This window comes from Paraburkholderia yinzeri (assembly GCF_046581065.1).
Classification (GTDB): Bacteria; Pseudomonadota; Gammaproteobacteria; order Burkholderiales; family Burkholderiaceae; genus Paraburkholderia.
The window spans coordinates 1,354,204-1,376,238 of record NZ_JBFOCJ010000002.1; the positions used below are offsets into that span (position 1 = coordinate 1,354,204).

A 22,035-nucleotide genomic window follows, 5' to 3' on the forward strand; every position below is an offset into this window, starting at 1 on the left:
CTTAGATGAAAACCCTGAATACCCTGCTGTCGAGGCTGCGAATCCGCCAGCTCCAGTTGCTGATCGCACTCGACGAATACAAATCGCTGCACAAGGCAGCGGGCGCGATGTCGATGACGCAGTCGGCCGCGAGCAAGATGCTGCACGAGCTGGAGTCGATGCTCGACGCGCCGCTCTTCGAGCGTTCGAAGAACGGCATGATCGCGAACCAGTTCGGCCACTGCGTGATCCGCTACGCGCGGCTGTTGACGACCGACCTGAACGCGCTATGCGAGGACATTTCGGAGATCCGCAGCGGGCGCGGCGGCCGGCTCGCGATCGGCTCGATCATGGGGGCGATTCCCGAGATCGTCGTGCCGGTCATCGACCGGCTGCATGCGAGCCAGCCCAACCTCTCGATCGAGGTGATCGAGGACACCAGCGCGAAGATGCTGCTGCTGCTCGACGAAGGGCATCTGGACCTCGTGATCGGACGCGCCGCGGTGAGCGATCAGCCTTCGAAGTATCACTACCGCAAAATCGGCGACGAGCCGCTTGCCGTGGCGGTGGGCCACGCCCACCCGCCGTTGCCCGGCAACGTGGGATGGCGCGATCTCGCCGGCCACCGCTGGGTGGTCTATCCGACGCAGATGCCGCTGCGCGCGCTGGTGGAGCGCGAGATGGATCTCGCCGGGTTCGCGCTGCCGACCAACCCGATCTCGACCGCCTCGACCTTCGTGACGATCACGCTGCTGATGCAGGACTCCGGGCTCGTTTCGGTGTTGCCCGCGGACGTCGCGAACCTGTGCGTGCAGCACGGCATGCTGCGGATTCTGCCGATCGCGCTGCAATCGCAGTCGCAAAGCTTCGGGATCGTCACGCGCAAAGGCGGCGCGCTGTCGCCGCCGGCGGAGAAGTTCATCGAGATGCTGACGGGGCAGGAAGAGGCATAAGTCCTCCCGGACCTCACGCCAGGGCCGGCGCAGCCAGCATCGCCGGTTCGACGCCACCCACCTCGTGCCTCGCCGTTTCGCTCGTCCGGAAGACGGCCACGGCTTCGCGCAGCAACTGGGCCTGCGATTCGAGCGACTGGGCCGAAGCCGCCACCTCCTCCACCAGCGCCGCGTTGCGCTGCGTGACCTCGTCGATCTGCGCGATCGCGCGGTTGACCTGCTCGATGCCGTCGCTCTGCTCGTGCGTCGCGGCCTCGATCTCGCGCATGATGTGGCTCACGCGCGCCACGGCGTCGCGCGCCGCGTCCATCGTGCCGCGCGCCTCGGCCACGAGCCGTGCGCCCGAGCCCACCGTCGCCACGGACGCCGAGATCAGCTCCTTGATCTCTTTGGCCGCCGTGCCGGAGCGCTGCGCGAGACTGCGCACTTCGCTCGCGACCACCGCGAAGCCACGGCCCTGTTCGCCCGCACGCGCGGCTTCGACCGCCGCGTTCAAGGCGAGGATGTTGGTCTGGAACGCAATGCCTTCGATGATGCCGGTGATTTCCTCGACCTTCTGCGACGAAGACGAGATCTCGCTCATCGTTTCGTTCACGCGCGCCACCACGTCCGCGCCGCGCGTCACGGTATCGAGCGCGCCCTGGGCGAGCCCGCTCGCCTCCTTCGCGCTCGCCGTGTTCTGGCGCACCGCGCCGGACAGTTCCTCCAGGCTCGCCGCGGTCTGCTCCAGGGCCGCGGCCTGCTGCGAAGTGCGGTCGGACAGATCGGCATTGCCCGCCGAGATCTGGTTCGCGCCCTGCGAGATCTCCTCGGTGCCGCCGCGCACGCGCGAGACGGTGCCGGTCAGGCCGTCGCGCATCTGCACGAGCGCGCCCAGCAGTTGCCCCATCTCGTTGGTCGAGCGCACACGCACGTCCACGCTCAGGTCGCCCGCGGCAATGCGCTGAAAATGACGGATCGCCTGGTTGACGGGCCTGATGACGGCCGCCGCCAGCCCCGCGCGCGCCAACAGTCCCAGCACGAGGCCGACAGCGCCGATCACGCCGAACACAATGAGCGAAAGCCGGAACCGTTGCGCGGCCGTATCGGCATCGTGCTGGCCGCGCGCGACATGCCACTGCTCCAGGGCATCGATCGCCTTCGCGTAGTCGGCGTAGAAGGCATCGGCGGTTTCGCCCTGGATCGTGCGGAAGGTATTGAAGTCGTTGTCGACGAGCGCCTTGTACTCCGGCTCCAGCGCCTGGCTCACGAGCGCGGCGCGCGCCTTCGCGACGGCCTCGACCAGTTGCGCGTGCTCGGGATCGGCAAAGGGGCCCGCACTGTAGCGGTGGAACTGTTCGTTCGACTGGGTGAGCACGCGCTGCGCGTGGTCGAGCATCCCGTCGGTGGACTTGCCGACGCTGAAGCGCGTCTCATAACTGGAAAGCTCGAGCCGCACCTGCAACAGCTTTTCCGAACTGGTCTTCAGATCGGCAAGCGCCTGCGCGCCCGCACGAACTTCCGTGAGACTGTCGTTCGTGAGCTTGAGCGCGCCGTAGGCCACGCCGATCACGATCAGCAGAAACGCAATGAACGCGCCGATGACGAGGGTGAGCCCCCCGCGAATAGTGAAGTTCTTTAGCATTGGATACCCGTACGTGGTGGCCGCTCTTCACCCGAAGGCGCGGCCCGTCTGGCGTATCGGCATATATGCCGTACGCCTGCATAGGGGATATCCATGATGCGCGCCCGAACGAGGCGCAGAAGGGGCGCAAGAGACGAACTGCCGGCGACGGTTCGCACGGACAAGCGGCCCCAGATTAACCGGACGTGACACCGATGTCTCGTCCGGTTCAGCCTTCCTAGATATTGAGACGCGTGACCTTCGTGCCCGCCAGCGAGATATCGCCCATCAGGCCCGCATTGGTCATCACGAAAACTTCGACGGGTGCGGTGGCCGTAGTCGTGTCGACAACGCCGTTCGCGCCGACCTTCACGAGCGCCACGGAAGCGTCGGCTCCCACTGCCCAGCCATCCGAGCTGCGGAACCGGGTGAGGGCATCCTGGGTCATGAAGCAGAAGATGATGGCCTTCGACTGCGCCCCGGCCTGCAGTCCGAACGACCCCGATACGGTGCTGTAGTAGCCCACCGAAGCTTCGCCCACGCGCAGCGCGCCTTCGCCATACTGCGCGCCGACGATGAAGCCCGCCTGCAGCACCGACGGGAACACCAGCACCCCGCGCGATTTGGCGACGAGCTCGTGCGAACCTTGCACGGTGGAGTAAAGCCTGCTCAGCGTACCGCTCACGCTCGAGTCGATCGATGCCCGCTTCGAAGCGTTGTCCGCGGCGTTGGGGGACGAGCCTGACGTGGTGGTGCAGCCCGCGAGGGCCAGACCGCCCGAGGCGAGGGCCGCGCCGGCCGTGAGGATGAAATGTCGTCTTTGCATTGTTGTCTCCACGCGAAAGAAAGGGCGGGCACGTGATCAGCAATTCACGTGCCCGCCCAATCAGCATAGAACAACCCTGCATGCGAGCGGAGTCAGGGATAAAGGCCTGGCTCCAGCCGACAGTTCATCCCTTTCGCGCTCCGCCGCTCACGGCGTGGTGGCCTGCCAGGACGGATCGGGGTCGAACGCTTTGATTGCCGCCGCCGTGCGCGCGCCGTTCGGCCCGAGGTTCTTCTGATAAATCTGCCCATCCTGATCGACGATGAAGCTCATCACGCCCGTCTTGCCATAATCCGCCGGCCACGCGATCAACGCGAAGCCGCCGGCGAGCTGCCCGTTATCGAGGTAATCGCGCGCGCCGCCGTTCGCATGCGAACCCTGCGCCGTGAGGATGCGGAAGTGATAGCCGTGATAGCCCTCTTTCGGCGTCACCTTCGCGTCGTGCGGCATGGTGGCGGCAAGCGGCCCGAGCGGGCTTTCGGCTTCGCCTCGCTCGACCGGCCAGTAGAGCCCGTCGTGCGTGCCGGGCGTGCTCACGAAGCGTTGCGCGTAGTGCTGCATCTGCGTCTGATATTCCTTCTGCGCGTCGACGTAGGCGAGCGACGTGAGCATCGCCGCGCGCTCGTTGCGGCCGATGCGGCGCGTGAGTATTTCGCTCGCGCCCTCGCGCGGATCGAAGCTCCAGCCGTGCGCGCCCTGCACGATCGGAATGGGCAGCGTCCAGCCGCTGTCGCCCACTTCGAGATGCGCGCTCGCCTTGCCCGCTACCGGCTTGTCGTCCTGCACGATTTGATGGCCCTTCGCCCATGCGCCGAGGAAGTCGTAAACGTCTTCTTCGCCGATGTTCTGCGTGGGGATGAACTGCTCGAAGTTGGCGCCCATCACATGCTTGATCGCTTCGTGGTCGTTCGTGGCGAGCGCGGTCTCGAACGCCTCGGCCGCGGCCTCGGGCGTGGGATAGGCGGCCTGCGCGTGCGCGGTGCCCGTGCCGAACGCCAAGGCGAGCGCAACGGCAAGACCCAGAGAAGGGATTGTCCGAAGGCGCGTCTGAAGGCGACGGGTGTCTTGCGGCAGGCGGCGTGCTTGAATGCGGATCATCGCTAGACTCCTGTAAATATTCAACGTCGACCCAGGCGGCGTTCACCGCCGCCACCGCCGCCCAGCCGGCCGCCCCCACCTCCACCGCCGCCACCGAAGCCGCCCCGGGCACCTCCGCCCGCCTGGCCGCCGCCCATGCCGCCGCGATTCTGATTCTGGAAGGCGTCCCGGCTTTGCTGGCCGCGCTGCGTGTCGGCACGCGCACCGCTGCCGTCGCCCGCCCCGCGCAACGCGTTGTCGCGGTTCGCGCTCTGGGCACGGTTGTTGATGTCGTTCTGGCGATTCGCGTTCTCGCCGCGATTGTTCGGGCCGTTACCTTTTGCGCGGTTCTCGTTCTGCCCGCGATTGTTCATCGCGTTGCCGCCATTCGCATTCTGTCCGCGGTTGCTGAGCGCGTTATTACCGTTTGCGCCGTTCGCGCCGGGCCGGTTGCCGCCGTTCTGGATGCCCTGCAACCGCTCGTTCGCGTTGCCGCCCATGCTCTGGCCCGTGCGGTTCTGGAACGCCTGCGCGGCCTGCTGGCGCGACTGGTCGTAGCCGCGGTACTGGTTGCGCTGCTGGTTCAGGTTGTTGCCGTTGAAGTTCTGGTTACGGCGCTCGACGTTCTGGTTGCGGTTCCAGTTCGACGTGGCGTTGTTCGTATTGATGCGGTTGTTGACGTTGATGTTGTTGTAGCGGTTAACGTTGATGTTCACGTCATGCGCGCCCCAGTTGAAACCGCCCCACAGCGAGTTCGCCACGGCCACGCCCGCGCCGAACGCCAGCCCGGTCATGAATCCCGTGGCAATGGCATACCCCGGAGGCGGCGGCATGTACACGGGCGGATACGCCGGATAGGGCCACGCGCCGTACACGACGGTGGGGTTATAGGTGGGCACGTAGACCACTTGCGGATTGGCCGGCTCGATCACGATCGTTTGCGTGGTCGTCGTACTCGAGGCAGGCTGCACGACCACCTTCTGCTGGTCGTTCGACTTCAGGTTGCCGGCCTTCTGCGCCTGCACGCGCAACCGCTGCACCGAATCCATCACGTCGTTGGGCTGCGCGAGGAAAGCGTTGCCGATCTGCTGGACCCAGTCGGGTTTCGAGTCCATGGTGGCAAGCACCTGCGGGAACGCCACGAGCGACTGCACGCTCGGATCCCACGGCTGGGAGGCAACCGCCTTCACGGCGTCGTCGCCCTTCAGGTTCGGATTGGCTTTCGACCACGCCGCCGCGGCCTGCACGTCCTGCGGAAACGTGGCGGCCATCAGCACCTGGGCGAGCAGTGCGTCGGGATACAGCGCAATGGGCGCGGTGAGCGAATCGAGTTGCTGGCTGGAGAGCTTTGCCGCGTTCTGCGCCAGCGCGGCGGTCGGACCAGCCGGGCCGACGAAGAGCGGCGCGCCCGCGAGAGCGGCGCAGATGAGCCAGACGTGACGCTGGCCAACACCGGACGATTTCACGTTACGGTCCTCCTCGTGACTGAATATGTTATCCAGGCTTCCCCGCAACAGTTCGGACTAGCAAAGGCGCTACGACCCGAGGCGGAGTTGCGTGCTACCGGCAAAATAAGGGCCTTGCTCGCATGGTGTCAATCGGAATGCGATAACACCGCGATCCATCTCAAGTCACGCATCAATCACCCACTTCGCTTCGCGCTACGAAACAATCCGCCATGCATTACTGCGTCGTCGTCTCGCTCGCGCCCAGTTGAGCGCGCACGAAACCGATGTGTTCGCGCAGCACGTAGAACGCGTCGGCATAGGCAAGCGGCATGCGTACCGTGTTCAGCGAACGCTCGATTTCGTCGAGGTCCTCGGCCAACTGACGCCGCTCCGCCTCGCTCGTGTGCTTGAGCGCATCGCGCTCGATGGCGATGAGGGCGCCATAGTAGCGGTAAATGCGCGAGCGCACGCGCCAACTGTACAGCGCCGGAATCGTGCGCAGCGCCGGAATCACGAGCACTGCGAGCGGCAGCAGCAGCACGAGCAGCCGGTCCGCCACGCTCGCCAGCCAGAACGGCAGCGTGCGGTAGAGAAAGCTCTTGCCCGACTTGTAGTAGCGCGTGGCGTCCTCGCTGATGCGAAAGTCGTGCAGTTCGGTGTTCGGGAATTCGCCGGCGCGCTGCAACAGGCCCGGCGCGCCGTTCACCTCGGTCGCCGCCTCGATCAAGAGGTCGGAGACGGCCGGATGCAGCGTGTCGCGCGCCACGATCTCCACCGTCGGCCCGATGAGGTGGATGGTCTCGGCAGGCACGCGGCGGCGCAGGTCCAGCACGCCGGGCGGCAGTTCGACGTCCTCCAGATACGGGAAAAGCCGCGTATACGCGGAAGCCTCGTCGAAGCTCATCACCGAGATGCCTGGAATCGTAAGCAGACGCAACATCAGGCCGCGCGTGGCCGAGTCGCCGCTCAGCATGGCCGCGTCGGCATTGCCGGAGACGAGCTGCGTCGCCGCCTGCAAGCCGTCGAGCGGCAGCAGCGTGGTGTCGCCGCCGGGATCGATGCCGTTGGCGTCGAGCAGGTTGAGCGAAAGGAGCCGCGTGCCGCTGCCCTCGCGGCCGATGGCGATGCGCTTGCCTTCGAGCTGCGAGAGTTGCGTGAGCCCCGAGCCGCGGTAGAACACGACCATCGGCAGATACTCCACGCTGCCGAGCGACATGAGCGAACTCACGTCCTTGCCGTCGACGACGCCGCCCTGCACGAAGCCCACGTCGACGTGCTGCTTCGGATCGAGCAGGCGCGCGAGGTTCTGCACCGAGCCGTCCGACTCGATGATCTTGAGTTTCACCCCGTTGCGCGCGAGGATCGTGCGGTAGGCCTCGGCCATCGCCATGAAGGCGCTGTCGCGCGGGCCGGCGCTAATGGTGATGGTGCGCGGCGGCGCGGGATTGACGAGCCAGACCACGAGCGCCACCACGATGGCGCAGAAGAACGCCACGGGCAGCGAGGTGAGGGCGAGATCGCGCCACGCGTAATGCGTGTGCTCGCGGATGAAGTGCGGCGGCGGCGGTCGATGTCGTTTCATGAGAACCCGGCGGCGAAGCGTCAGACTCCTGTGGCCTGCTCATTTGACGGCAGGCGCCGAGATCTCATGATGCCATTTTCGCGCCAGATCGCAATGCTGGCTGCGCGCTTTATGCACGCTTCAGGCGTGCTTACGGATTGAAAGCGGCTGGGAAACAGTTGGGAAGCCGCTCAGGCCGCCGCGGCTTTCGTCAGTGCAAACAACTCGCCGCGCAGCGCCTTCGCGCGGTCGCGCTTCACATAGCGCTCGAATTCGGCCTGCGCGTCCTGCCAGAGCACATGCGCCTTCTCGTAGCGCCGCAAGCCGCTTGCCGAAAGGCGGTAGACGAGCACGCGCGTGTCGTGGTCCGACGCCGCCGAAACCACGAGCGCGTCGCGCTGCAGCGGCTTGAGCGCACGCACGAGCGTGGTGCGGTCCATCACGAGGTCGTCCGAGAGTTCGGCGGCCGTTGCATCGGGCCGGCTGGCGAGGCGCGAGAGGATCGTGAACTGCGCAGCCGTGACGCCCGCCTGCGAGAGGTGCCGCTCATAAAGCTGCGTGACGAAGCGCGCGGCCTGCCGCAGCGCAAAACAGTTGCATTCTTCGCGAGTCACCCGCTTCGTCATTGCCATTCACTCCCTGCAGTTCCACACCACGCGGCGCACGGCCATCATACGGCCTCGAGCGCGAGCGCGATACCCTGGCCACCGCCAACGCATACCGTCACCACGCCGCGACGCATGCCGTTGCCGGCACGCCCTTCAGCGCGCCGTCGAATCCGCCCATTGCCGTGCGCACCGGTTCGCACAGTACGATCTCGCGAGTGCTCATCTTCGATCCTCCCTCAAACAAAAACTGCATGCGTCGATTCATTTTATATATGCATATGCACACATTCAAATGCTTTCGTCGAGGCAAACTTCGTCCGGCATGACACGCTTTATGTCTCGACTCAGCGTCACGACGTTACGTCGCCGACGCACGCAGGTTGGCAAAAACGCTTACGCCACGGCCGGAAAATCCAGCGTCGTGTCGTTCACGCGGTTCACGAGATTCGTGAATGTGATCGAAGCCACCGCCAGCGCGATCTCGATGATCTGGCGCTCGGTATAGCCGGCTTCCTGAATCGCGTTCACCTCGCTTTCGGGCACGGTGCCGCGAGTCGTCACGAGCACCCGCACGTAGTGCACGAGTGCATCGCGCTTCGCGTCGCCCGTGGGCGCGCCTGCGCGAATCCGCTTCATCGCTTCCGGCGCAAGACCGGCGAACTTGCCCGCCAGCGTGTGCGCGGCCAGACAGTAGTCGCAGCCCGCCACTTCGCTCACGGCGAGCTTGATGGCTTCGACTTCCTGCTTCGTGAGCGTGCCCGCGGCAATCACGGCTTCGACGCCGAGAATCGCGCCAAGCGCTTCGGCGCTATGGCTGCCGATGGTGGCGTAAGCGTTCGGCACCTTGCCGACGGCCTTGCGGATCTTCGCGAAGACTTCGGCGGTGGCGCCGGTGGCGTCGGCGGGCTGGATGGCGGTAAGGCGGGACATGATCGACTCCTTGAACTCGGTGGTTGGATTTGCACGGCCATCGTCGATGGCGTGATGCCAGTCTAGTCGCGCGGACCCGTCCTTTTAATGCCACAATGACGCGAATTCATGCTCAATCGTCTCATCTCACTCCTTACGCGGAGCTTGCCGCCATGGACCTGCTCAGCCGCCTGCTTGCGCTCATGCCCGTCACGGGACGTCTCGACGTGCGCTGCCACTTCGGCACGCCGTGGCGCATCGAACACCCGGGCGCGCAAGCGCGCGAGATCCCGTATCACGTGCTCCTGAGCGGCCGGGCCACGCTCGAAGACGCACACGGCGCCCCCGTTGCGATGCGCGCCGGCGACATCGTGCTCTTTCCCACCGGCGGCGCCCACACGCTGCACGACGGCAGCGGCGAGACGCCGGCCGCCACGCAACGGCACATGCGCAACGGCCTCGCCGTCGAGACCAACGAGGGCACGGAAGCGCCCGCCGATCTGCTGTGCGGCCGCTTTCTGCTGCCCGCCGTGCCGGAACGGCTCCTGCGCGACAACCTGCCCGCAAGGCTCATCGTGCGCAGCGTGCACGACGAAGGCGTTGCGCCCGAGCGTCTTGTGCGCCTGATCGCGCTCATGCGCGACGAGGCCCTCGAAGCGGCGGCGGGCAGCGAGTCGCTCGTGAACCATCTTTCGGGCGCACTCTTCGCGCTCACGCTGCGCTACGCGAGCGAGGGCGACACGCCGCCGCGCGGCCTGCTCGCGCTTGCGCGCAACCCGCGCGTGCAGCCCGCCATCGACGCGATGTTCGACGCGCCCGGCAACGACTGGACGCTGCCCGGCCTCGCCGCGCTGTGCCATATGTCGCGGGCCACCTTCGCGCGCCATTTCGACGAGGCCTTCGGCCGCTCGGCCGCGGACGTGCTCACCGAAATCCGCATGGCCCTCGCGGGCCGCCTGCTCGCGCAGGGCAGCCAGCCGGTGGCCGAGATAGGCGAAGCGGTGGGCTACCAGTCCGACGCCGCGTTTCAGCGCGTGTTCAAGCGTCATGTGGGCATGACGCCCGCGCAGTGGCGCGCGGCGGCGCGCGAGTAGCGCCGGCTTCGTCAGGCGGTGGGGGCCTTGCACGATTTCACCCGCGCGGGACATCCGCCGTCTTCGCGATCACGTCGCCGCTCTGGCTCCAGCCGCCGCCCAGCGAACGGTACAGCGCCACCGCCGCGAGCGCGTGCTCGCGCTGCGCCTGGTTGAGCAGGTCGGCGTCGGCGAGATAGGTCTGCTGCGCCGTCAGCACGTCGAGGAAGTCGGTCGCGCCGCCCTTGTAGAGCTGGTTCGCGAGCTTGAGCGCCTGCGACGAGGCCGCCACCGCATCGGTCAGTTGCTGCGTCTGGCCCGCCGTGCTCACGAGATCCGTGCGGCTGTCCTCCACTTCGCGCAGCGCCTGCAGCAGGGTCTGCTGCAGGTTCAGTTGCGACTCGCGCATGCGGCTCTCGCTCTGGTCGATGTCGGCCGTGATGCGGCCCGCGTTGAAGATCGGGCTCGTCGCGCCCAGCACCGCGCTGAAGAGGTTGTCGGTGAGCGTCGGCATGCCCAGGTACGAAGCGGCCAGCACGCCATCCGAAAGGTTCAGCGAGAACTTCGGATAGCGCTCCGCGCGCGCCACGCCCACTTCGGCGGCGCGTTGTTCGACGGTTGCATAGGCCGCCTGCACGTCGGGGCGGCGCAGCAGTGCCTCCGAGGGCAACAGTTGCGGCGTGCCCGCCGGCGCAACCGGAATGGGCGCGGGCGTCGCCAGCGCAAGCTGCGCGACCGATTCGGGCGTGCGGCCCGTATAGACTGCGATCAGGTTCAACTGATGCTCGATGCTTGCTTGCGCGCGCGGAATGCGCGCCTGCAGTTCGCTCAGTTGCGTCTGCGCGCGCGTAACGTCGAGCTGCGTCGAAAGCCCATACTTCAGGCGATCCTGGGTGAGCGCCAATGCGCGCTGCCGGATCGATACGTTATCCTGAAGGATCTTCAGTTCCGCCTGGGCCCAGCGCAGGTCGACATAGGCTGAGGCCGTATCGGCCGCGAGCGCGAGCCGCACCGCGTCCAGCGCATGCTGCTGGCCCACGAGGTTCGCCTGGGCCGCCAGCAGGTCGAGCCGCTCGCCGCCGAACACGTCGGGCGACCATGAAAGCGCGAGCCCCGCGCCCGCCTCTTTCACGTAGCCGAGTGGCGGCGGCACGTTCTCGCGTTCGTAGGCGCCCTGTGCCGTGAAGTCCAGTTGCGGCAGCAGCACGGCGTGCTTTTGCGTCGTGATCGACTGCGCCTGCTTCACGCGCTCGGCCGCCGCCTGCAGGTCCAGGTTGCCGTGCAGCACCGTGTCGAGCAACTGGTTCAGCGTCGGGCCACCGAACTGCCCCCACCACGTTTGCGCATCCACCGCGTCCTGCGGCGTGTCGATGCGCCACGCGGCGGGCGCCGTGGTGCGGACGGCGGCCGGTAGGTCGGCGTGCGTGGCGGGCTGCACCGCGCACGCCGCGAGCATGGCGCTCGCGAGCGAGGCAACCAGCGTGCGCACGACGCGCAGCGGCATGATGTTCGAGGAGGAATCCATGTTGATCTCCATGGCTCAGTGAGCGTCGGGGGGCGGGGCGCCCAGCCCGATCGGCTTCGAGAAGATCACGCTCGCAAGGGCGACCACGAAGCACAGGGAAAGCACGAAAAACGTGTCCGAGAACGTGAGCACGAGGGCTTCGCGCAACACGAGCGCATGCAGGTTCGCGAGGGCCGCCGCACCGGTGTCAAGGGCATCGCCCGCCACCGACGACCAGTACGACGCCTGCCCCGCGAGCAGCGACTCCACCTGCGGCTGCCCGTGCGTCACGCTCTCGTTCAGCCGCAGATAGTGGAAGTTGAGGCGGTCGTTGAGCATGGTCGCGCTCACGGCAATGCCGATCGCGCCGCCCAGGTTGCGCATCAGATTGAAGAGGCCGCTGGCCGACTTGAGCCGCGAGGGCGGCAGCGAGCCGAGCGACATCGTCACGATGGGCGGCACCGCGAACTGCTGGCCGATGCCGCGCAGCGCCTGCGGCAGCAGGAACTGCTGCCAGCCCCAGTCGTGCGTGAGCGGCACGTAGAGATAGCAGCCCAGCCCGAACATGACGAGGCCGAACACCATCAGCACGCGCATGCTGACGTAGCGCGTGGCAAACGCGTACACGCCAAGCGCAAGCAGCTGGAACACGCCGACCGAGAGCAGCGAAAGACCGATCTGCAGCGAGCTGAAACCGCGCACTTCGGCCAGAAAAAGCGGTGTGAGGAACACGGAGACGAAGATGCCGATGCCGGTCACGAACGAGAGCAGGCTGCCGATGCCGAAGTTGCGCACGGCAAGCGCGCGCAGATCGACAATGGGATCTTTCGCGGTCATCGCATGGACGAGAAAAAGAAAACCGCAAATCGCGGAGATCCAGGCGCACGCGACGATCACGTGGTCGCCGAACCAGTTCTTGCGCGGCCCTTCTTCGAGCACGTATTCGAGGCAGCCGAGAAAACCCGACATCAACGCGATGCCGAGGTAGTCGCCGCGCTTGATCAGCGAGAGATCGGGTTCGTCCACGTGGACGTAGCGCGGCACGAGCATGGCCACGGCAATGCCCGGCACGACGTTCAGATAGAACAGCCAGTGCCACGACCACTGGTCGGTGATCCAGCCACCGATCACGGGGCCGATGGTGGGTGCGAGCGAGGCGAGCGCGCCGATCGTCGTGGAGGCCACGATCCGCTGCTTGCCCGGAAACAGCACGAAGGCGGTCGTGAACACCGTGGGAATCATCGCGGCGCCCAATGCCCCTTGCAGGCCGCGAAAGAGGATCATCGAGTTGATATCCCAGGCGAGGCCGCACAGCATGCTCGTGATCGTGAAGCCTACCGCCGACGCAACAAAGAGCCAGCGCGTGGAGAACACTTTCGAGAGCCAGCCCGACATCGGGATCACGATGATCTCCGCGATCAGATAGGCCGTCTGCACCCAGGAAAGTTCGTCCTGGCTCGCGGAAAGACCGCCGCCGATGTCGCGCAGCGAGGAGGCGACGATCTGGATGTCGAGCGTCGCCATGAAGAAGCCGATGCACATGAGCGCGAACGCGAACGCGCGCTGCGCCATGGGCTGGAGATGCGGTTCGAGCGGCTTTGCGGGGGCCGCGGCGGCGGGCGCGGCAAGCGGGCGCTCCAGCGTGGCCTCGGTCTGGGGGGCATTCATGTCGCTCACCCTTTTCAGTGCGCCGACGCCGTCTTCACGGTGTCGCCGAGATGCACTTTCACGGTTGCGGAGAGGCCCGGGCGCAGCACGCCTTCCATGCCCTTCGGCACGTCGAGGCGAATGCGCACCGGCACGCGCTGCACGATCTTCGTGAAGTTGCCCGTGGCGTTCTCGGGCGGCAGCACGCTGAAGGTTGCGCCCGTGGCGGGCGCGAGGCTCTCCACGTAGCCGTGCAGCGTGCCGGTCGCCGCGTCGAGTTCGACGTCGGCACGGTCGCCCGCGTGCATCTTCTTCAACTGGTCTTCCTTGAAGTTCGCATCCACCCAGAGGTCGGTCGCCGGCACCACGGTCAGGAGCGGTGCGCCCACGTTCGCGAGCAGGCCCACGCGCGCCGTGCGGTTGCCGATGTAGCCGTCCACCGGCGAGCGGATCGTCGTGTACTCGACGTTCAGCGCCGCAAGCCGCTGGTTCGCTTCGGCCGTGGCGACGCGCGCCTTCGCGTCGGCCAGTTGCGCGGCCAGCACGCCCAGCTCGCGCTGCGCCGCCTGCACCGCCGCCCCGCTGCTCGCCACCGAGGCCTGCGCCTTCGCGTAGTCCGCATCGGCGCGCTCGACGAGCTGGTTCGACACCGCGTCGTCCTTCACGAGTTCGCGATAGCGCGTCTCGTCCTCGCCGCTGCGCGTGAGTTCCGCGTTCGACGCGCGCACCTCCGCCTGATGCTGGTTGATGACGGCCTCCTGCAGCACCTGGCGCGCCTCCAGCTCGGCCACGGCGGCGCGCGCGCTGTCCACCCCGGCATTCGCCTGGGCAAGCTTCGCGTCGTAGTCGCGCGCATCGAGGCGGATCAGCACCTGGTTTGCGTGCACATACTGGTTGTCCTGCACGAGGATGTCGTTCACGAAGCCGCTTACGCGCGGCGCCATCACCGTGACGTTGCCGCCCACGTAGGCATCGTCGGTCGTCTGCACGAAGCGCAGCACGAAGAACCAGTAGCCGAGCGCCAGCGCGAGCACCAGCACGACGGCGCCGACGGCCAGCGCCATCCATGGCGGCTGGGCCGTCCGGGCGCGCCCGGCGGCCTGACCTGTGGCGGAAGTGGAAGGACTCGACATGTCGCTCACCTGTGTATATGCACTAATCAAGACAAAAAAAGCGCCGTTGTTCGACTTCAAGCGAACCGGCAACGAAACTGCTGCACGACCGAAACTCCCTCAGACCGCACGCGTGACGCGAAACAGTTCGCGCCGCAGCCACGCCGCCCGTTGCGGACCGAAGCGGCGCTCGAACTCGTCCTGCGCCGAACGCCAATACTCGCCCGCAATGCCGAAGCGCTCCCGGCCTTCGGGCGTCAACGCAAGCTGACGGCGGCGCGTGGCGGCGGCGTCGGCCACGAGGCCGTTGCGCAACAATGGCCGCAGCGCACGCACGAGCGTGGTGCGCTCCATCACCAGGACCCGGCCCAATTCCGCCATCGTCAGGCTCGACCGGTGTTCGAGCGCGCCGAGTATGCTGAACTGCGTCGGTGTCAGCCCGGCCGCCGAAAGATGCCGCTCGTAAAGCTGCGACAAATGACGGGCGGCCTGGCGAACGGCGAAACAGTCGTCATGTTCGGGAAGCCGAAGTGTCGGGTTAGTGTGCATATGCACGGACTAGCGCGCAACCGGTCCGGGGACAAGTGCCAGGACCGGCATCACAGTGTGAATGCCGCGGCAATAATGGGCGCCAACCCTTCATTTTACTTACTAAAGCACCGGTGCCGCCTCCGGCCCCGACTGTTCCATCTCATCGTAGAACGCGGTCGCATGGTCGATGAAGGCGCGCACCTTGGCCGGCAGCAGCGTGCGCGTGCTGTACGCAAGCCGGATCTCGATCGCCGCGTTGATGATCTCGTAGTCGTCGAGCAAGAGCACGAGCTGGCCCGCCGCCAGCTCCGCGTGCACGAGCCCCACCGGCAGGATGCCGATGCCGAAGCCCTCCAGCGCCATCGCGCGGTTGAACTCGGGGTTGTTCGAGGCCACCTCGTAGCGCAGCGGCACGGTCACCTCTTCGTCGCCGCGACGGAACGACAGCTCCGGCTTGCGCAGCGAAGGCGGCATCGTCAGGAAGGTATGGTGCGCGAGATCGGAGGGATGCGTGGGCGCCGGATTCTGCGCGAGGTAGCCGGGCGCCGCCACGAGCGCGAGCGGAATGCGTTCGAGCAGACGCGTCACCGTGGTGTCGCTGTTGAGCATGAACGGCAGCAAGAGGCCGATGTCGAACCCGTCCGCCACGAGATCGACGGGGCGCTCCGTGAGGATCACGTCGAGCGTGACCAGCGGATGCGCGCGCTTGAAGCTGGAGATGAGCGGCACGAGCCGGCTCACCGTCGCCGTGGTGTGCGCGACGAGCCGCAGCACGCCGCTCGCCTCGCGCGTCTGCTCGGAGGCGCCTGCCTCCAGTGCGTCGAGGTCGTCCAGCACGCGGCAGCAGCCTTCATAGAAGCGCTCGGCGGTCTCGGTGAGCGAAACGGCGCGCGTCGTGCGGTGAAAGAGCCGGCTGCCGAGGCGCTTTTCGAGCCGCGCAATCGCGCGCGAGACGACCGGGGTGGTGAAGCCGTGCATGTCCGCGGCGCGCGTGAAGCTGCGCGCCTCGACCACGGAGCGGAAGATCCGCAGGCTGTCGATATAGTCCATGGGACGTTGTTGCCCGTCTTTGTCAATTGAAACCGATGGCCGCTAGCTTAGCGCCAGCCGCAATACTTTGCCCGAGGTTGCCCTCATATGCCCCTCGCCGCCGCGTCAAACGCCGCCGCCGGGCGCGCCCTCGCCGAACACCTCCGCGCAAAACGCCCGGCCGTCCGCGGAAAGGCTCGCCGTGCCCGTGCCGTCTTCCGCGAGCGTCATCACCACGAGGCCGCTGTCCACCAGCGCCGTCAAATGTCTGCGCAGCCCGCTCATTGGCACGGCGGCCTGCTTCGAGAGCTTCGCGAGCGACCACGCGCGCTCCGGCGTCTCGCGCCCGGCGCGCCAGAGCTGTTCGAGGACGGCCACCAGCACCGGGTCGATGCCCTCGTCTTCGTCGCCTGCTCCATTCGTTTCTGCGTTCATCGTCTCTTTCCTCAGATCCTCTGCGCGACCAGATCGCCAAGCGTTTTCAGCGCCGCCTCAGTCTGCGCCGTCCAGGGGTAGCTGTAGTTCAGCCGGATGTAGTGGTGAAAGTCGTCGCGCATCGAGAACATGTAACCCGGCCCGATCGTGATGCCGCGCGCGAGCGCCGCCTGATAGAGCCGCATCGAATCCACGCTCGCCGGCAGTTCCACCCACAGCACGTAGCCCCCCTGCGGGTCGGACGTGCGCGTGCCGGCAGGAAAGAAGCGCTGCACCATGGCGCGCATGAGCCGCGCCTGTTGCCGGTAGAAGCGGCGCAGGCGGCGCAGGTGGCGATCGTAGCCGTCGTGGCGCAGATAGTCGGCAAGCGCGACTTGCGGCACCGAGGGCGTGGTCAGCGTGTTCAGGAACTTGAGCTTTTCGACCTGGGCGCGATAGCGGCCCGGCATCGCCCAGCCGATGCGGTAGGAGGCCGAAAGACTTTTCGAAAACGAGGCGCAGTGCAGCACGATTCCGCTCGTGTCGAAATGCTTGAGCGGCGTGGGCCGCGTCTGCCCGAAATAAAGCTCCTGATAGACGTCGTTTTCGATGAGTGGCATGTCGTGCGCCTCGGCCAGCGCCACGAGCCGCGCCTTGCGCTCGTCGGGCATGCGAAAGCCCAGCGGGTTCTGGAAATTCGGCATCACCATGCAGGCCGCCACCTTCTGACGCCTGAGCACGCGCTCGAGCGCGTCGAGGTCGAGACCGGTCTCCGGGTGCGTGCTCACTTCGATCGCGCGCATGCCGAGCCGCTCGATGGCGTGCAGCATCGCGTAGTAGGTTGGCGATTCGACGGCCACCGTATCGCCGGGCTTCGCCACGGCCTGCAGGCTCAGATTGATGGCCTCGGTCGCGCCCACGGTAACGACGATCTCCTCGGGGTCGACCGGCGTGCCGTTTTCCGCATAGCGGCGGGCAATCTGGCGGATCAGTTCGGGGTTGCCGGGCGGCAGGTCGTCGATCAGGTTCCAGCTCGCATGGCGGCGTGCGATGGCGTTCGCGTACTGGTTGATGCGGCGCCACGGATACAGCGCCGGGTCGGGATACGGCGAGCCGAGCGGCACGGCGTCCTGCGCGCCGATGCTGCGCAGCGTGGAGAGCACGAGGCGGCTTACGTCCACGCGCGCGGCCGCGGGCGGCTTCGGAGCGCTGGCGCGGCCCGCTTTGGGCGCGGCGAGGTCGCCATCGCGCGACGCCGCGCCGCGCACACGCCGGGATTCCCGCACGAAATAGCCCGACTGCGGCCGCGACTCGATCACCCCCCGGCTCTCCAGCAAGGCGTAGGCGTGCAGCACCGTCTTGATGCTCACGCCGTGCTGCTCGCTCGCGCGCCGCACCGAGGGAATGCGCTCGCCCGCCCCGAACACGCCGCGGCGCACCGCGGCTTCGATATCGTCGGCAAGGCGTTCGTAGCGGGTCATGGTTGGCGTGGGCGGCCTGGGCGCCGATAAAGGCGGATCTCGGGGCAATCCCCGCAGTCTATGACAAATCGCCGCAACTGTATCCCTCGACTTTCCATTTTTCTGTGACCTCCGCTCGCACAGGAACACAGTAGGCTTTGCTCCACCGGGCTTCGCGCCCTGACCTCGAACACCACGCATCATGAAGAAGCCGTCCGCCCGCATCGAGCCGTATCACCACCCCGCCGCCGGCTGGGGCGCTTTGAAGCAGGTTGCGATCAACCTCGTCAAGGAAAGGGTGCCTGGCGGCGACTTCCGCATGCTGCTCAAGCAGAACCAGCCGGACGGCTTCGATTGCCCCGGCTGCGCGTGGCCCGACCGCGAGCATGCGTCCACCTTCGAGTTCTGCGAGAACGGCGTGAAGGCCGTGGCCGCCGAAGCCACGGGCAAGCGCGTCACGCCCGCGTTCTTCGAGGCCCACACGGTCAGCGAACTGATGACCCAGTCCGACTACGAACTGGAGCAGCACGGCCGCCTGACCGATCCGCTCGTCTACGACGCCGCGCGCGACCGCTACGTGCCCATTACGTGGGACGACGCGTTCAAGCTCGTCGCGAAGCATCTCAAGGCGCTGGACGATCCGAACCGCGCCGCGTTCTACACCTCGGGCCGCGCGAGCAACGAAGCCGCGTTCCTCTACCAGCTTTTCGTGCGCCTGTACGGCACGAACAACTTCCCCGACTGCTCGAACATGTGCCACGAGGCCACGAGCCGCGGCTTGCCGGGCACGGTGGGGATCGGCAAGGGCACGGTCACGCTCGACGACTTCGAGCACGCCGACACGCTTCTCATCTTCGGCCAGAATCCCGCCACCAACCATCCGCGCATGCTGGGCGAGCTGCGCGAGTGCGCGAAGCGCGGCGCGACCATCGTCTCGATCAATCCGCTCAAGGAGCGCGGGCTCGAACGCTTTGCGAGCCCGCAGCATACGTTCGACATGCTCTCGCCCTCCGGCGTGAAGATCAGTTCGGTGTTCATCCGGCCGCGCGTCGGCGGCGATTTCGCGCTCATCAAGGGCGTGGCCAAGCGCGTGATCGAACTCAACGACGCGGCGCTCGCGGCCGGCGGCGAACGCGTGCTCGACATCGACTTCATCGCGCAGCATACGGTGGGCTTCGCCGCCTTCGCCGAGGATCTGCGAGCCGAGTCGTGGGACACCCTCGTCGCCGAAGCCGGCGTGCCGCTCGAAGAGGTGCTGAGGCTCGCGGACATCTACGCGAAGGGGCGCGCCGTGATCTCGACGTGGGGCATGGGTCTCACGCAGCACAAGAACTCGGTGCCGACGATCCAGTTGCTCTCGAACCTCATGATGATGCGCGGGAACATCGGCCGGCGCGGCGCGGGCCTGTGCCCCGTGCGCGGCCATTCGAACGTGCAGGGCGACCGCACGGTGGGCATCGAGGAAAAGCCGACCCAGGCGTTCCTCGACCGTCTCGGCAAGGCCTACGATTTCGAGCCGCCGCGCGAGCACGGCTACGACGTGGTGGAAACGATCCACGCCATGCTCGAAGGCAAGGTGAAGGTGTTCATCGGCCTGGGCGGCAACTTCTCGATTGCGACGCCCGACACGCCGCGCACGTGGGAAGCGATGCGGGCCTGCGATCTCACGGTACACATCACCACGAAACTCAACCGCAGCCACCTCGTGCACGGCCGCGACGCGCTGATCCTGCCCACGCTCGGCCGCACCGAAATCGACCTGCAGAACGGCGTGCCGCAAGGTGTGACCGTGGAAGATTCGATGAGCATGGTCCACATCTCGTACGGCATGAACCGTCCGGCTTCGGCGAACCTGCTTTCGGAGATCGCCATCGTCGCGCGCATGGCGCACGCCACGCTCGGCAGCGGCAAGGTGGACTGGCTCGATCTGGCGAGCCACTACGCGAAGATTCGCGACGGCATCGAGAAGGTGTTCGACGGCTTCGAGAACTACAACGAGCGCCTCAAGAAGCCGGGCGGCTTTCACCTCGGCGTGGCCTCGCGCGACCGCGTATGGAAGACGCCGAGCGGCAAGGCGCAGTTCGTCGTGCATCCCGTCGCGCTCGACACGCCCCTGCACCGCGCGCGCGCCTTGCACGGCGAGCGGCTCCTCACGCTGATGACGACGCGCTCGCACGATCAGTACAACACGACGATCTACGGCCTCGACGACCGCTATCGCGGCGTGTACGGCCTGCGCCGCGTGCTGTTCGCGAACCGCGAGGATCTCGCGATGCTCGGCTTCGAGGCGGGCCAGCACGTGGACATCACGAGCGTCTGGGACGACGGCGTGAAGCGGCACGTGGAGGACTTCCTGCTCGTGGAGTACGACATTCCGCGCGGCTGCCTCGGCGCCTACTACCCCGAGACGAATCCGCTCGTGCCGCTCTCCTCCGTCGCGGACGGCGCCGGCACGCCCACGTCCAAGTCGATTCCCGTGCTGCTGAGCCCGGCGAAAGCAGCTGCAGTGCCGGAAGTGAATGCGGCGCGCGCCGAAGCCGGCGTGGCCTGAACGCGCGCGCCGCGACTCACGCGCGTTCGAAAAGAGTCAGGCCGGCTTCACCCCGCCAGCTTGCGAAACGTCTCCAGCACGGCGTCGCCCTTGAACGGCTTGACGATCCAGCCGCGCACGCCGGCCGCCTTGCCGCGCTCCTTCATGGCCGGGCTGCTTTCCGTCGTCAGCATCACCACGTTGACGGCCGTGTTCGAAAGCTCGCTGCGAATCTTCTCGACCATCGTGAGGCCGTCCATGTTGGGCATGTTCACGTCGCTCACCACGAGCTTCACGCCGGGATTCGAGCGCAGCTTCGCGAGACCGTCCTTGCCGTCCACTGCCGTGTCCACGTCGAGACCGTTCTTGCGCAGAAAGCCCGCCACTTCGTCGCGCACCGTGCTCGAGTCGTCCACCACCAGAATCTTTGCCATATCGATACTCCTTTGCGCCGCGTGCAGCGCTTCCTTCGTTAAAACAGTTCCAGCTCGCCCGCCCCTTCGCTGGCCGTTTCCGTTTGTGCCGCGACGAAGTCGAGCGGTGTCTGCGAGCAGACGCACAGCGTCGCGCCAAGCCGCACACTGCCGTCGAGCGTAAGCGCATAGGTGGAGACATAGTCCGGCTTCAGCTCGTGCAGGTACGGCAGGCACGCGCTGCTGAGCGCATACGGCGTGGACATGCCGAGGTCCGGAAAATGATTGACGAGCTGCTGGTTCATCGCCCCGCAGCACAGGTTGCCGAACTCCATGAAACATTCGGTGAGCGAGCGCTGCACATCGCCCACGTGGCCCAGGTAGTACTGGCGCGTCGCTTCGTCGTCTTCGAAGTGCAACAGCAGCAGCAGGCGGAACTGCATCGACGAGATCGTGAGCACGACGACATGCTCGCCCTGCGCCGCTTCCGCCGGGCGCGGGCTGATCTCGCAGCCATGCTGCTCGTCCGTCACGAGACGCGTGCGCACCGCCGAAAAGAAGATGCGCTCGATGCTGTCCTTTGCCTGCGCGCCGATCATGCGTGTGCCTCGGTACGCGCTTCCCCGAGATGCGCCTGCAACTGGTTCGAGAGCGATTCCACGCTCGCCAGCGAGGCCGCGATCATCTTGCCGCCTGCCTGAATGTCCTGGAACGTGGCTGCCGTGATGAGGTCGTTGCGGTTCAGGCTGTCACGGTAGCTCTTCGAGAGGTCCTGCGAGCGCGTGGCGAGCGCGCGCACCTCGCCCGCCACGATCGAGAAGCCGCGGCCGGCCGCCCCCGCGCGCGCCGCTTCGATCGATGCGTTGAGCGAAACGATCAGCACGTGGCTCACGATCGACGAGAGCTCCTGATTCTTCTGGTGCATGTCGTGGTTCTGCGCCATCAGCGAGATCATTTGCTCGTGCCAGCGCTCGAAGGTAGCGGACATGAGCCGCAGGCGCGTGGCCTCCCCCGCGATGCGCGAGGCGCGCTGCAGGGCGTCCTCGCTGCGCGTGCGCGCTTCGTCGAGCGCGGCCTCCAGGGCATCCGCGAGCGACTTGCGCTGGGCCAGCTCGGCACGCAGCGTGTCGATCTGCGCATGGAGCGCGCCGGTTTCCTGCGTGACGGCGGCCACGCGTTCGTCCGCGAGTTCCTCGGCCTGCGCGAGCGCGGCGCCATGCGCGGCGAGCTGCGTTTCGGACGCGCGGCGCGACAACGCGCGCTGCCGCGCCTGCATCGCCGCGGCGGCAAACGCCACGAGCGCGGCCCCGGCCGCGCCCCCCAACAAGATCGGTAACACCACTTCAGCCCCCACCATC

Annotated in this window: 20 protein-coding genes; 3 read left to right on the forward strand and 17 right to left on the reverse strand. The window is 66.8% G+C overall.

What is annotated here, in order from left to right:
* The first annotated feature begins 5 nt into the window (after window positions 1–5).
* Window positions 6–932 carry a LysR substrate-binding domain-containing protein gene (locus tag WJ542_RS23055; protein ID WP_411191796.1) on the forward strand — a complete coding sequence of 309 codons (927 nt, stop codon included), beginning with the start codon at window positions 6–8 and terminating at the stop codon, window positions 930–932.
* Between the two features lie 13 nt (window positions 933–945).
* Here the strand turns inward: WJ542_RS23055 and WJ542_RS23060 are convergent, their stop codons facing one another.
* The 7 genes from WJ542_RS23060 to WJ542_RS23090 form a co-directional block, all read right to left on the reverse strand.
* Window positions 946–2,556, reverse strand: a complete 1,611-nt coding sequence (locus WJ542_RS23060) for a methyl-accepting chemotaxis protein (protein ID WP_411191797.1) — start codon at window positions 2,554–2,556, stop codon at window positions 946–948.
* A 217-nt stretch (window positions 2,557–2,773) separates the two neighbouring features.
* Window positions 2,774–3,361 (reverse strand): BPSL1445 family SYLF domain-containing lipoprotein, encoded by a 588-nt coding sequence (locus tag WJ542_RS23065; protein WP_411191798.1) that lies wholly within the window; start codon window positions 3,359–3,361, stop codon window positions 2,774–2,776.
* Window positions 3,362–3,508: 147 nt separating this feature from the next.
* The gene (locus WJ542_RS23070; RefSeq protein ID WP_411191799.1) at window positions 3,509–4,459 is read right to left on the reverse strand and encodes a DUF2950 domain-containing protein; all 951 of its coding nucleotides are present in this window, start codon (window positions 4,457–4,459) and stop codon (window positions 3,509–3,511) included.
* Between the two features lie 20 nt (window positions 4,460–4,479).
* A complete protein-coding gene (locus WJ542_RS23075) occupies window positions 4,480–5,904 on the reverse strand; it encodes a DUF3300 domain-containing protein (RefSeq protein WP_411191800.1) in 1,425 nt (474 codons plus the stop codon).
* Window positions 5,905–6,121: 217 nt separating this feature from the next.
* Window positions 6,122–7,468 (reverse strand): TAXI family TRAP transporter solute-binding subunit, encoded by a 1,347-nt coding sequence (locus tag WJ542_RS23080; protein WP_411191801.1) that lies wholly within the window; start codon window positions 7,466–7,468, stop codon window positions 6,122–6,124.
* A 170-nt stretch (window positions 7,469–7,638) separates the two neighbouring features.
* Complete coding sequence (locus WJ542_RS23085; RefSeq protein ID WP_411191802.1) at window positions 7,639–8,073, reverse strand: MarR family winged helix-turn-helix transcriptional regulator; 435 nt, start codon at window positions 8,071–8,073, stop codon at window positions 7,639–7,641.
* A 375-nt stretch (window positions 8,074–8,448) separates the two neighbouring features.
* On the reverse strand, window positions 8,449–8,985 hold the full coding sequence (locus WJ542_RS23090) for a carboxymuconolactone decarboxylase family protein (protein WP_411191803.1): 537 nt from the start codon (window positions 8,983–8,985) through the stop codon (window positions 8,449–8,451).
* Window positions 8,986–9,137: 152 nt separating this feature from the next.
* Between WJ542_RS23090 and WJ542_RS23095 the strand changes: the two genes are divergently transcribed.
* Entirely contained in the window at window positions 9,138–10,058 is a 921-nt protein-coding gene (locus WJ542_RS23095; protein ID WP_411191804.1) for a cupin domain-containing protein, read from the forward strand.
* A gap of 37 nt (window positions 10,059–10,095) precedes the next feature.
* Here WJ542_RS23095 and WJ542_RS23100 read toward each other — a convergent pair whose 3' ends face one another.
* The 7 genes from WJ542_RS23100 to WJ542_RS23130 form a co-directional block, all read right to left on the reverse strand.
* The gene (locus tag WJ542_RS23100) at window positions 10,096–11,562 is read right to left on the reverse strand and encodes an efflux transporter outer membrane subunit (protein WP_411191805.1); all 1,467 of its coding nucleotides are present in this window, start codon (window positions 11,560–11,562) and stop codon (window positions 10,096–10,098) included.
* 15 nt (window positions 11,563–11,577) lie between these two features.
* Window positions 11,578–13,113 (reverse strand): DHA2 family efflux MFS transporter permease subunit, encoded by a 1,536-nt coding sequence (locus WJ542_RS23105; RefSeq protein WP_411192529.1) that lies wholly within the window; start codon window positions 13,111–13,113, stop codon window positions 11,578–11,580.
* Between the two features lie 110 nt (window positions 13,114–13,223).
* A complete protein-coding gene (locus WJ542_RS23110; RefSeq protein ID WP_411191806.1) occupies window positions 13,224–14,321 on the reverse strand; it encodes an HlyD family secretion protein in 1,098 nt (365 codons plus the stop codon).
* A 99-nt stretch (window positions 14,322–14,420) separates the two neighbouring features.
* Window positions 14,421–14,849: a MarR family winged helix-turn-helix transcriptional regulator gene (locus tag WJ542_RS23115; RefSeq protein WP_411192530.1), complete on the reverse strand. Its 429-nt coding sequence runs from the start codon at window positions 14,847–14,849 to the stop codon at window positions 14,421–14,423.
* A gap of 102 nt (window positions 14,850–14,951) precedes the next feature.
* Window positions 14,952–15,881, reverse strand: coding sequence for a LysR family transcriptional regulator (locus WJ542_RS23120; RefSeq protein WP_411191807.1), 930 nt, complete (start codon window positions 15,879–15,881; stop codon window positions 14,952–14,954).
* A 105-nt stretch (window positions 15,882–15,986) separates the two neighbouring features.
* The gene (locus WJ542_RS23125; protein WP_411191808.1) at window positions 15,987–16,295 is read right to left on the reverse strand and encodes a helix-turn-helix domain-containing protein; all 309 of its coding nucleotides are present in this window, start codon (window positions 16,293–16,295) and stop codon (window positions 15,987–15,989) included.
* Between the two features lie 11 nt (window positions 16,296–16,306).
* Entirely contained in the window at window positions 16,307–17,755 is a 1,449-nt protein-coding gene (locus tag WJ542_RS23130; protein WP_411191809.1) for an aminotransferase-like domain-containing protein, read from the reverse strand.
* Window positions 17,756–17,936: 181 nt separating this feature from the next.
* Here WJ542_RS23130 and WJ542_RS23135 point away from each other — a divergent pair, with 181 nt between their 5' ends.
* Window positions 17,937–20,285, forward strand: a complete 2,349-nt coding sequence (locus tag WJ542_RS23135; RefSeq protein ID WP_411191810.1) for an FdhF/YdeP family oxidoreductase — start codon at window positions 17,937–17,939, stop codon at window positions 20,283–20,285.
* A 47-nt stretch (window positions 20,286–20,332) separates the two neighbouring features.
* Here WJ542_RS23135 and WJ542_RS23140 read toward each other — a convergent pair whose 3' ends face one another.
* The 3 genes from WJ542_RS23140 to WJ542_RS23150 are packed head-to-tail and all read right to left on the reverse strand — an operon-like array spanning window position 20,333 to window position 22,034.
* A complete protein-coding gene (locus WJ542_RS23140; RefSeq protein ID WP_411191811.1) occupies window positions 20,333–20,698 on the reverse strand; it encodes a response regulator in 366 nt (121 codons plus the stop codon).
* A gap of 38 nt (window positions 20,699–20,736) precedes the next feature.
* The gene (locus WJ542_RS23145) at window positions 20,737–21,276 is read right to left on the reverse strand and encodes a hypothetical protein (protein ID WP_411191812.1); all 540 of its coding nucleotides are present in this window, start codon (window positions 21,274–21,276) and stop codon (window positions 20,737–20,739) included.
* Window positions 21,273–22,034, reverse strand: coding sequence for a methyl-accepting chemotaxis protein (locus WJ542_RS23150; protein ID WP_411191813.1), 762 nt, complete (start codon window positions 22,032–22,034; stop codon window positions 21,273–21,275). The genes WJ542_RS23145 and WJ542_RS23150 overlap by 4 nt, the downstream gene beginning before the upstream one ends.
* Window position 22,035: the final 1 nt, after the last annotated feature.

Excerpts from the sequence above, each read along its gene's own strand:
- WJ542_RS23105 (WP_411192529.1), bottom strand. The coding sequence starts at position 13,113 with ATGGCGCAGCGCGCGTTCGCGTTCGCGCTCATGTGCATCGGCTTCTTC.
- WJ542_RS23065 (WP_411191798.1), bottom strand. The coding sequence starts at position 3,361 with ATGCAAAGACGACATTTCATCCTCACGGCCGGCGCGGCCCTCGCCTCG.
- WJ542_RS23085 (WP_411191802.1), bottom strand. The coding sequence starts at position 8,073 with ATGACGAAGCGGGTGACTCGCGAAGAATGCAACTGTTTTGCGCTGCGG.
- WJ542_RS23115 (WP_411192530.1), bottom strand. The coding sequence starts at position 14,849 with ATGCACACTAACCCGACACTTCGGCTTCCCGAACATGACGACTGTTTC.
- WJ542_RS23110 (WP_411191806.1), bottom strand. The coding sequence starts at position 14,321 with ATGTCGAGTCCTTCCACTTCCGCCACAGGTCAGGCCGCCGGGCGCGCC.
- WJ542_RS23090 (WP_411191803.1), bottom strand. The coding sequence starts at position 8,985 with ATGTCCCGCCTTACCGCCATCCAGCCCGCCGACGCCACCGGCGCCACC.
- WJ542_RS23135 (WP_411191810.1), top strand. The coding sequence starts at position 17,937 with ATGAAGAAGCCGTCCGCCCGCATCGAGCCGTATCACCACCCCGCCGCC.
- WJ542_RS23130 (WP_411191809.1), bottom strand. The coding sequence starts at position 17,755 with ATGACCCGCTACGAACGCCTTGCCGACGATATCGAAGCCGCGGTGCGC.
- WJ542_RS23095 (WP_411191804.1), top strand. The coding sequence starts at position 9,138 with ATGGACCTGCTCAGCCGCCTGCTTGCGCTCATGCCCGTCACGGGACGT.
- WJ542_RS23125 (WP_411191808.1), bottom strand. The coding sequence starts at position 16,295 with ATGAACGCAGAAACGAATGGAGCAGGCGACGAAGACGAGGGCATCGAC.
- WJ542_RS23145 (WP_411191812.1), bottom strand. The coding sequence starts at position 21,276 with ATGATCGGCGCGCAGGCAAAGGACAGCATCGAGCGCATCTTCTTTTCG.
- WJ542_RS23070 (WP_411191799.1), bottom strand. The coding sequence starts at position 4,459 with ATGATCCGCATTCAAGCACGCCGCCTGCCGCAAGACACCCGTCGCCTT.
- WJ542_RS23055 (WP_411191796.1), top strand. The coding sequence starts at position 6 with ATGAAAACCCTGAATACCCTGCTGTCGAGGCTGCGAATCCGCCAGCTC.
- WJ542_RS23140 (WP_411191811.1), bottom strand. The coding sequence starts at position 20,698 with ATGGCAAAGATTCTGGTGGTGGACGACTCGAGCACGGTGCGCGACGAA.
- WJ542_RS23120 (WP_411191807.1), bottom strand. The coding sequence starts at position 15,881 with ATGGACTATATCGACAGCCTGCGGATCTTCCGCTCCGTGGTCGAGGCG.
- WJ542_RS23060 (WP_411191797.1), bottom strand. The coding sequence starts at position 2,556 with ATGCTAAAGAACTTCACTATTCGCGGGGGGCTCACCCTCGTCATCGGC.
- WJ542_RS23100 (WP_411191805.1), bottom strand. The coding sequence starts at position 11,562 with ATGGATTCCTCCTCGAACATCATGCCGCTGCGCGTCGTGCGCACGCTG.
- WJ542_RS23080 (WP_411191801.1), bottom strand. The coding sequence starts at position 7,468 with ATGAAACGACATCGACCGCCGCCGCCGCACTTCATCCGCGAGCACACG.
- WJ542_RS23150 (WP_411191813.1), bottom strand. The coding sequence starts at position 22,034 with ATGGTGGGGGCTGAAGTGGTGTTACCGATCTTGTTGGGGGGCGCGGCC.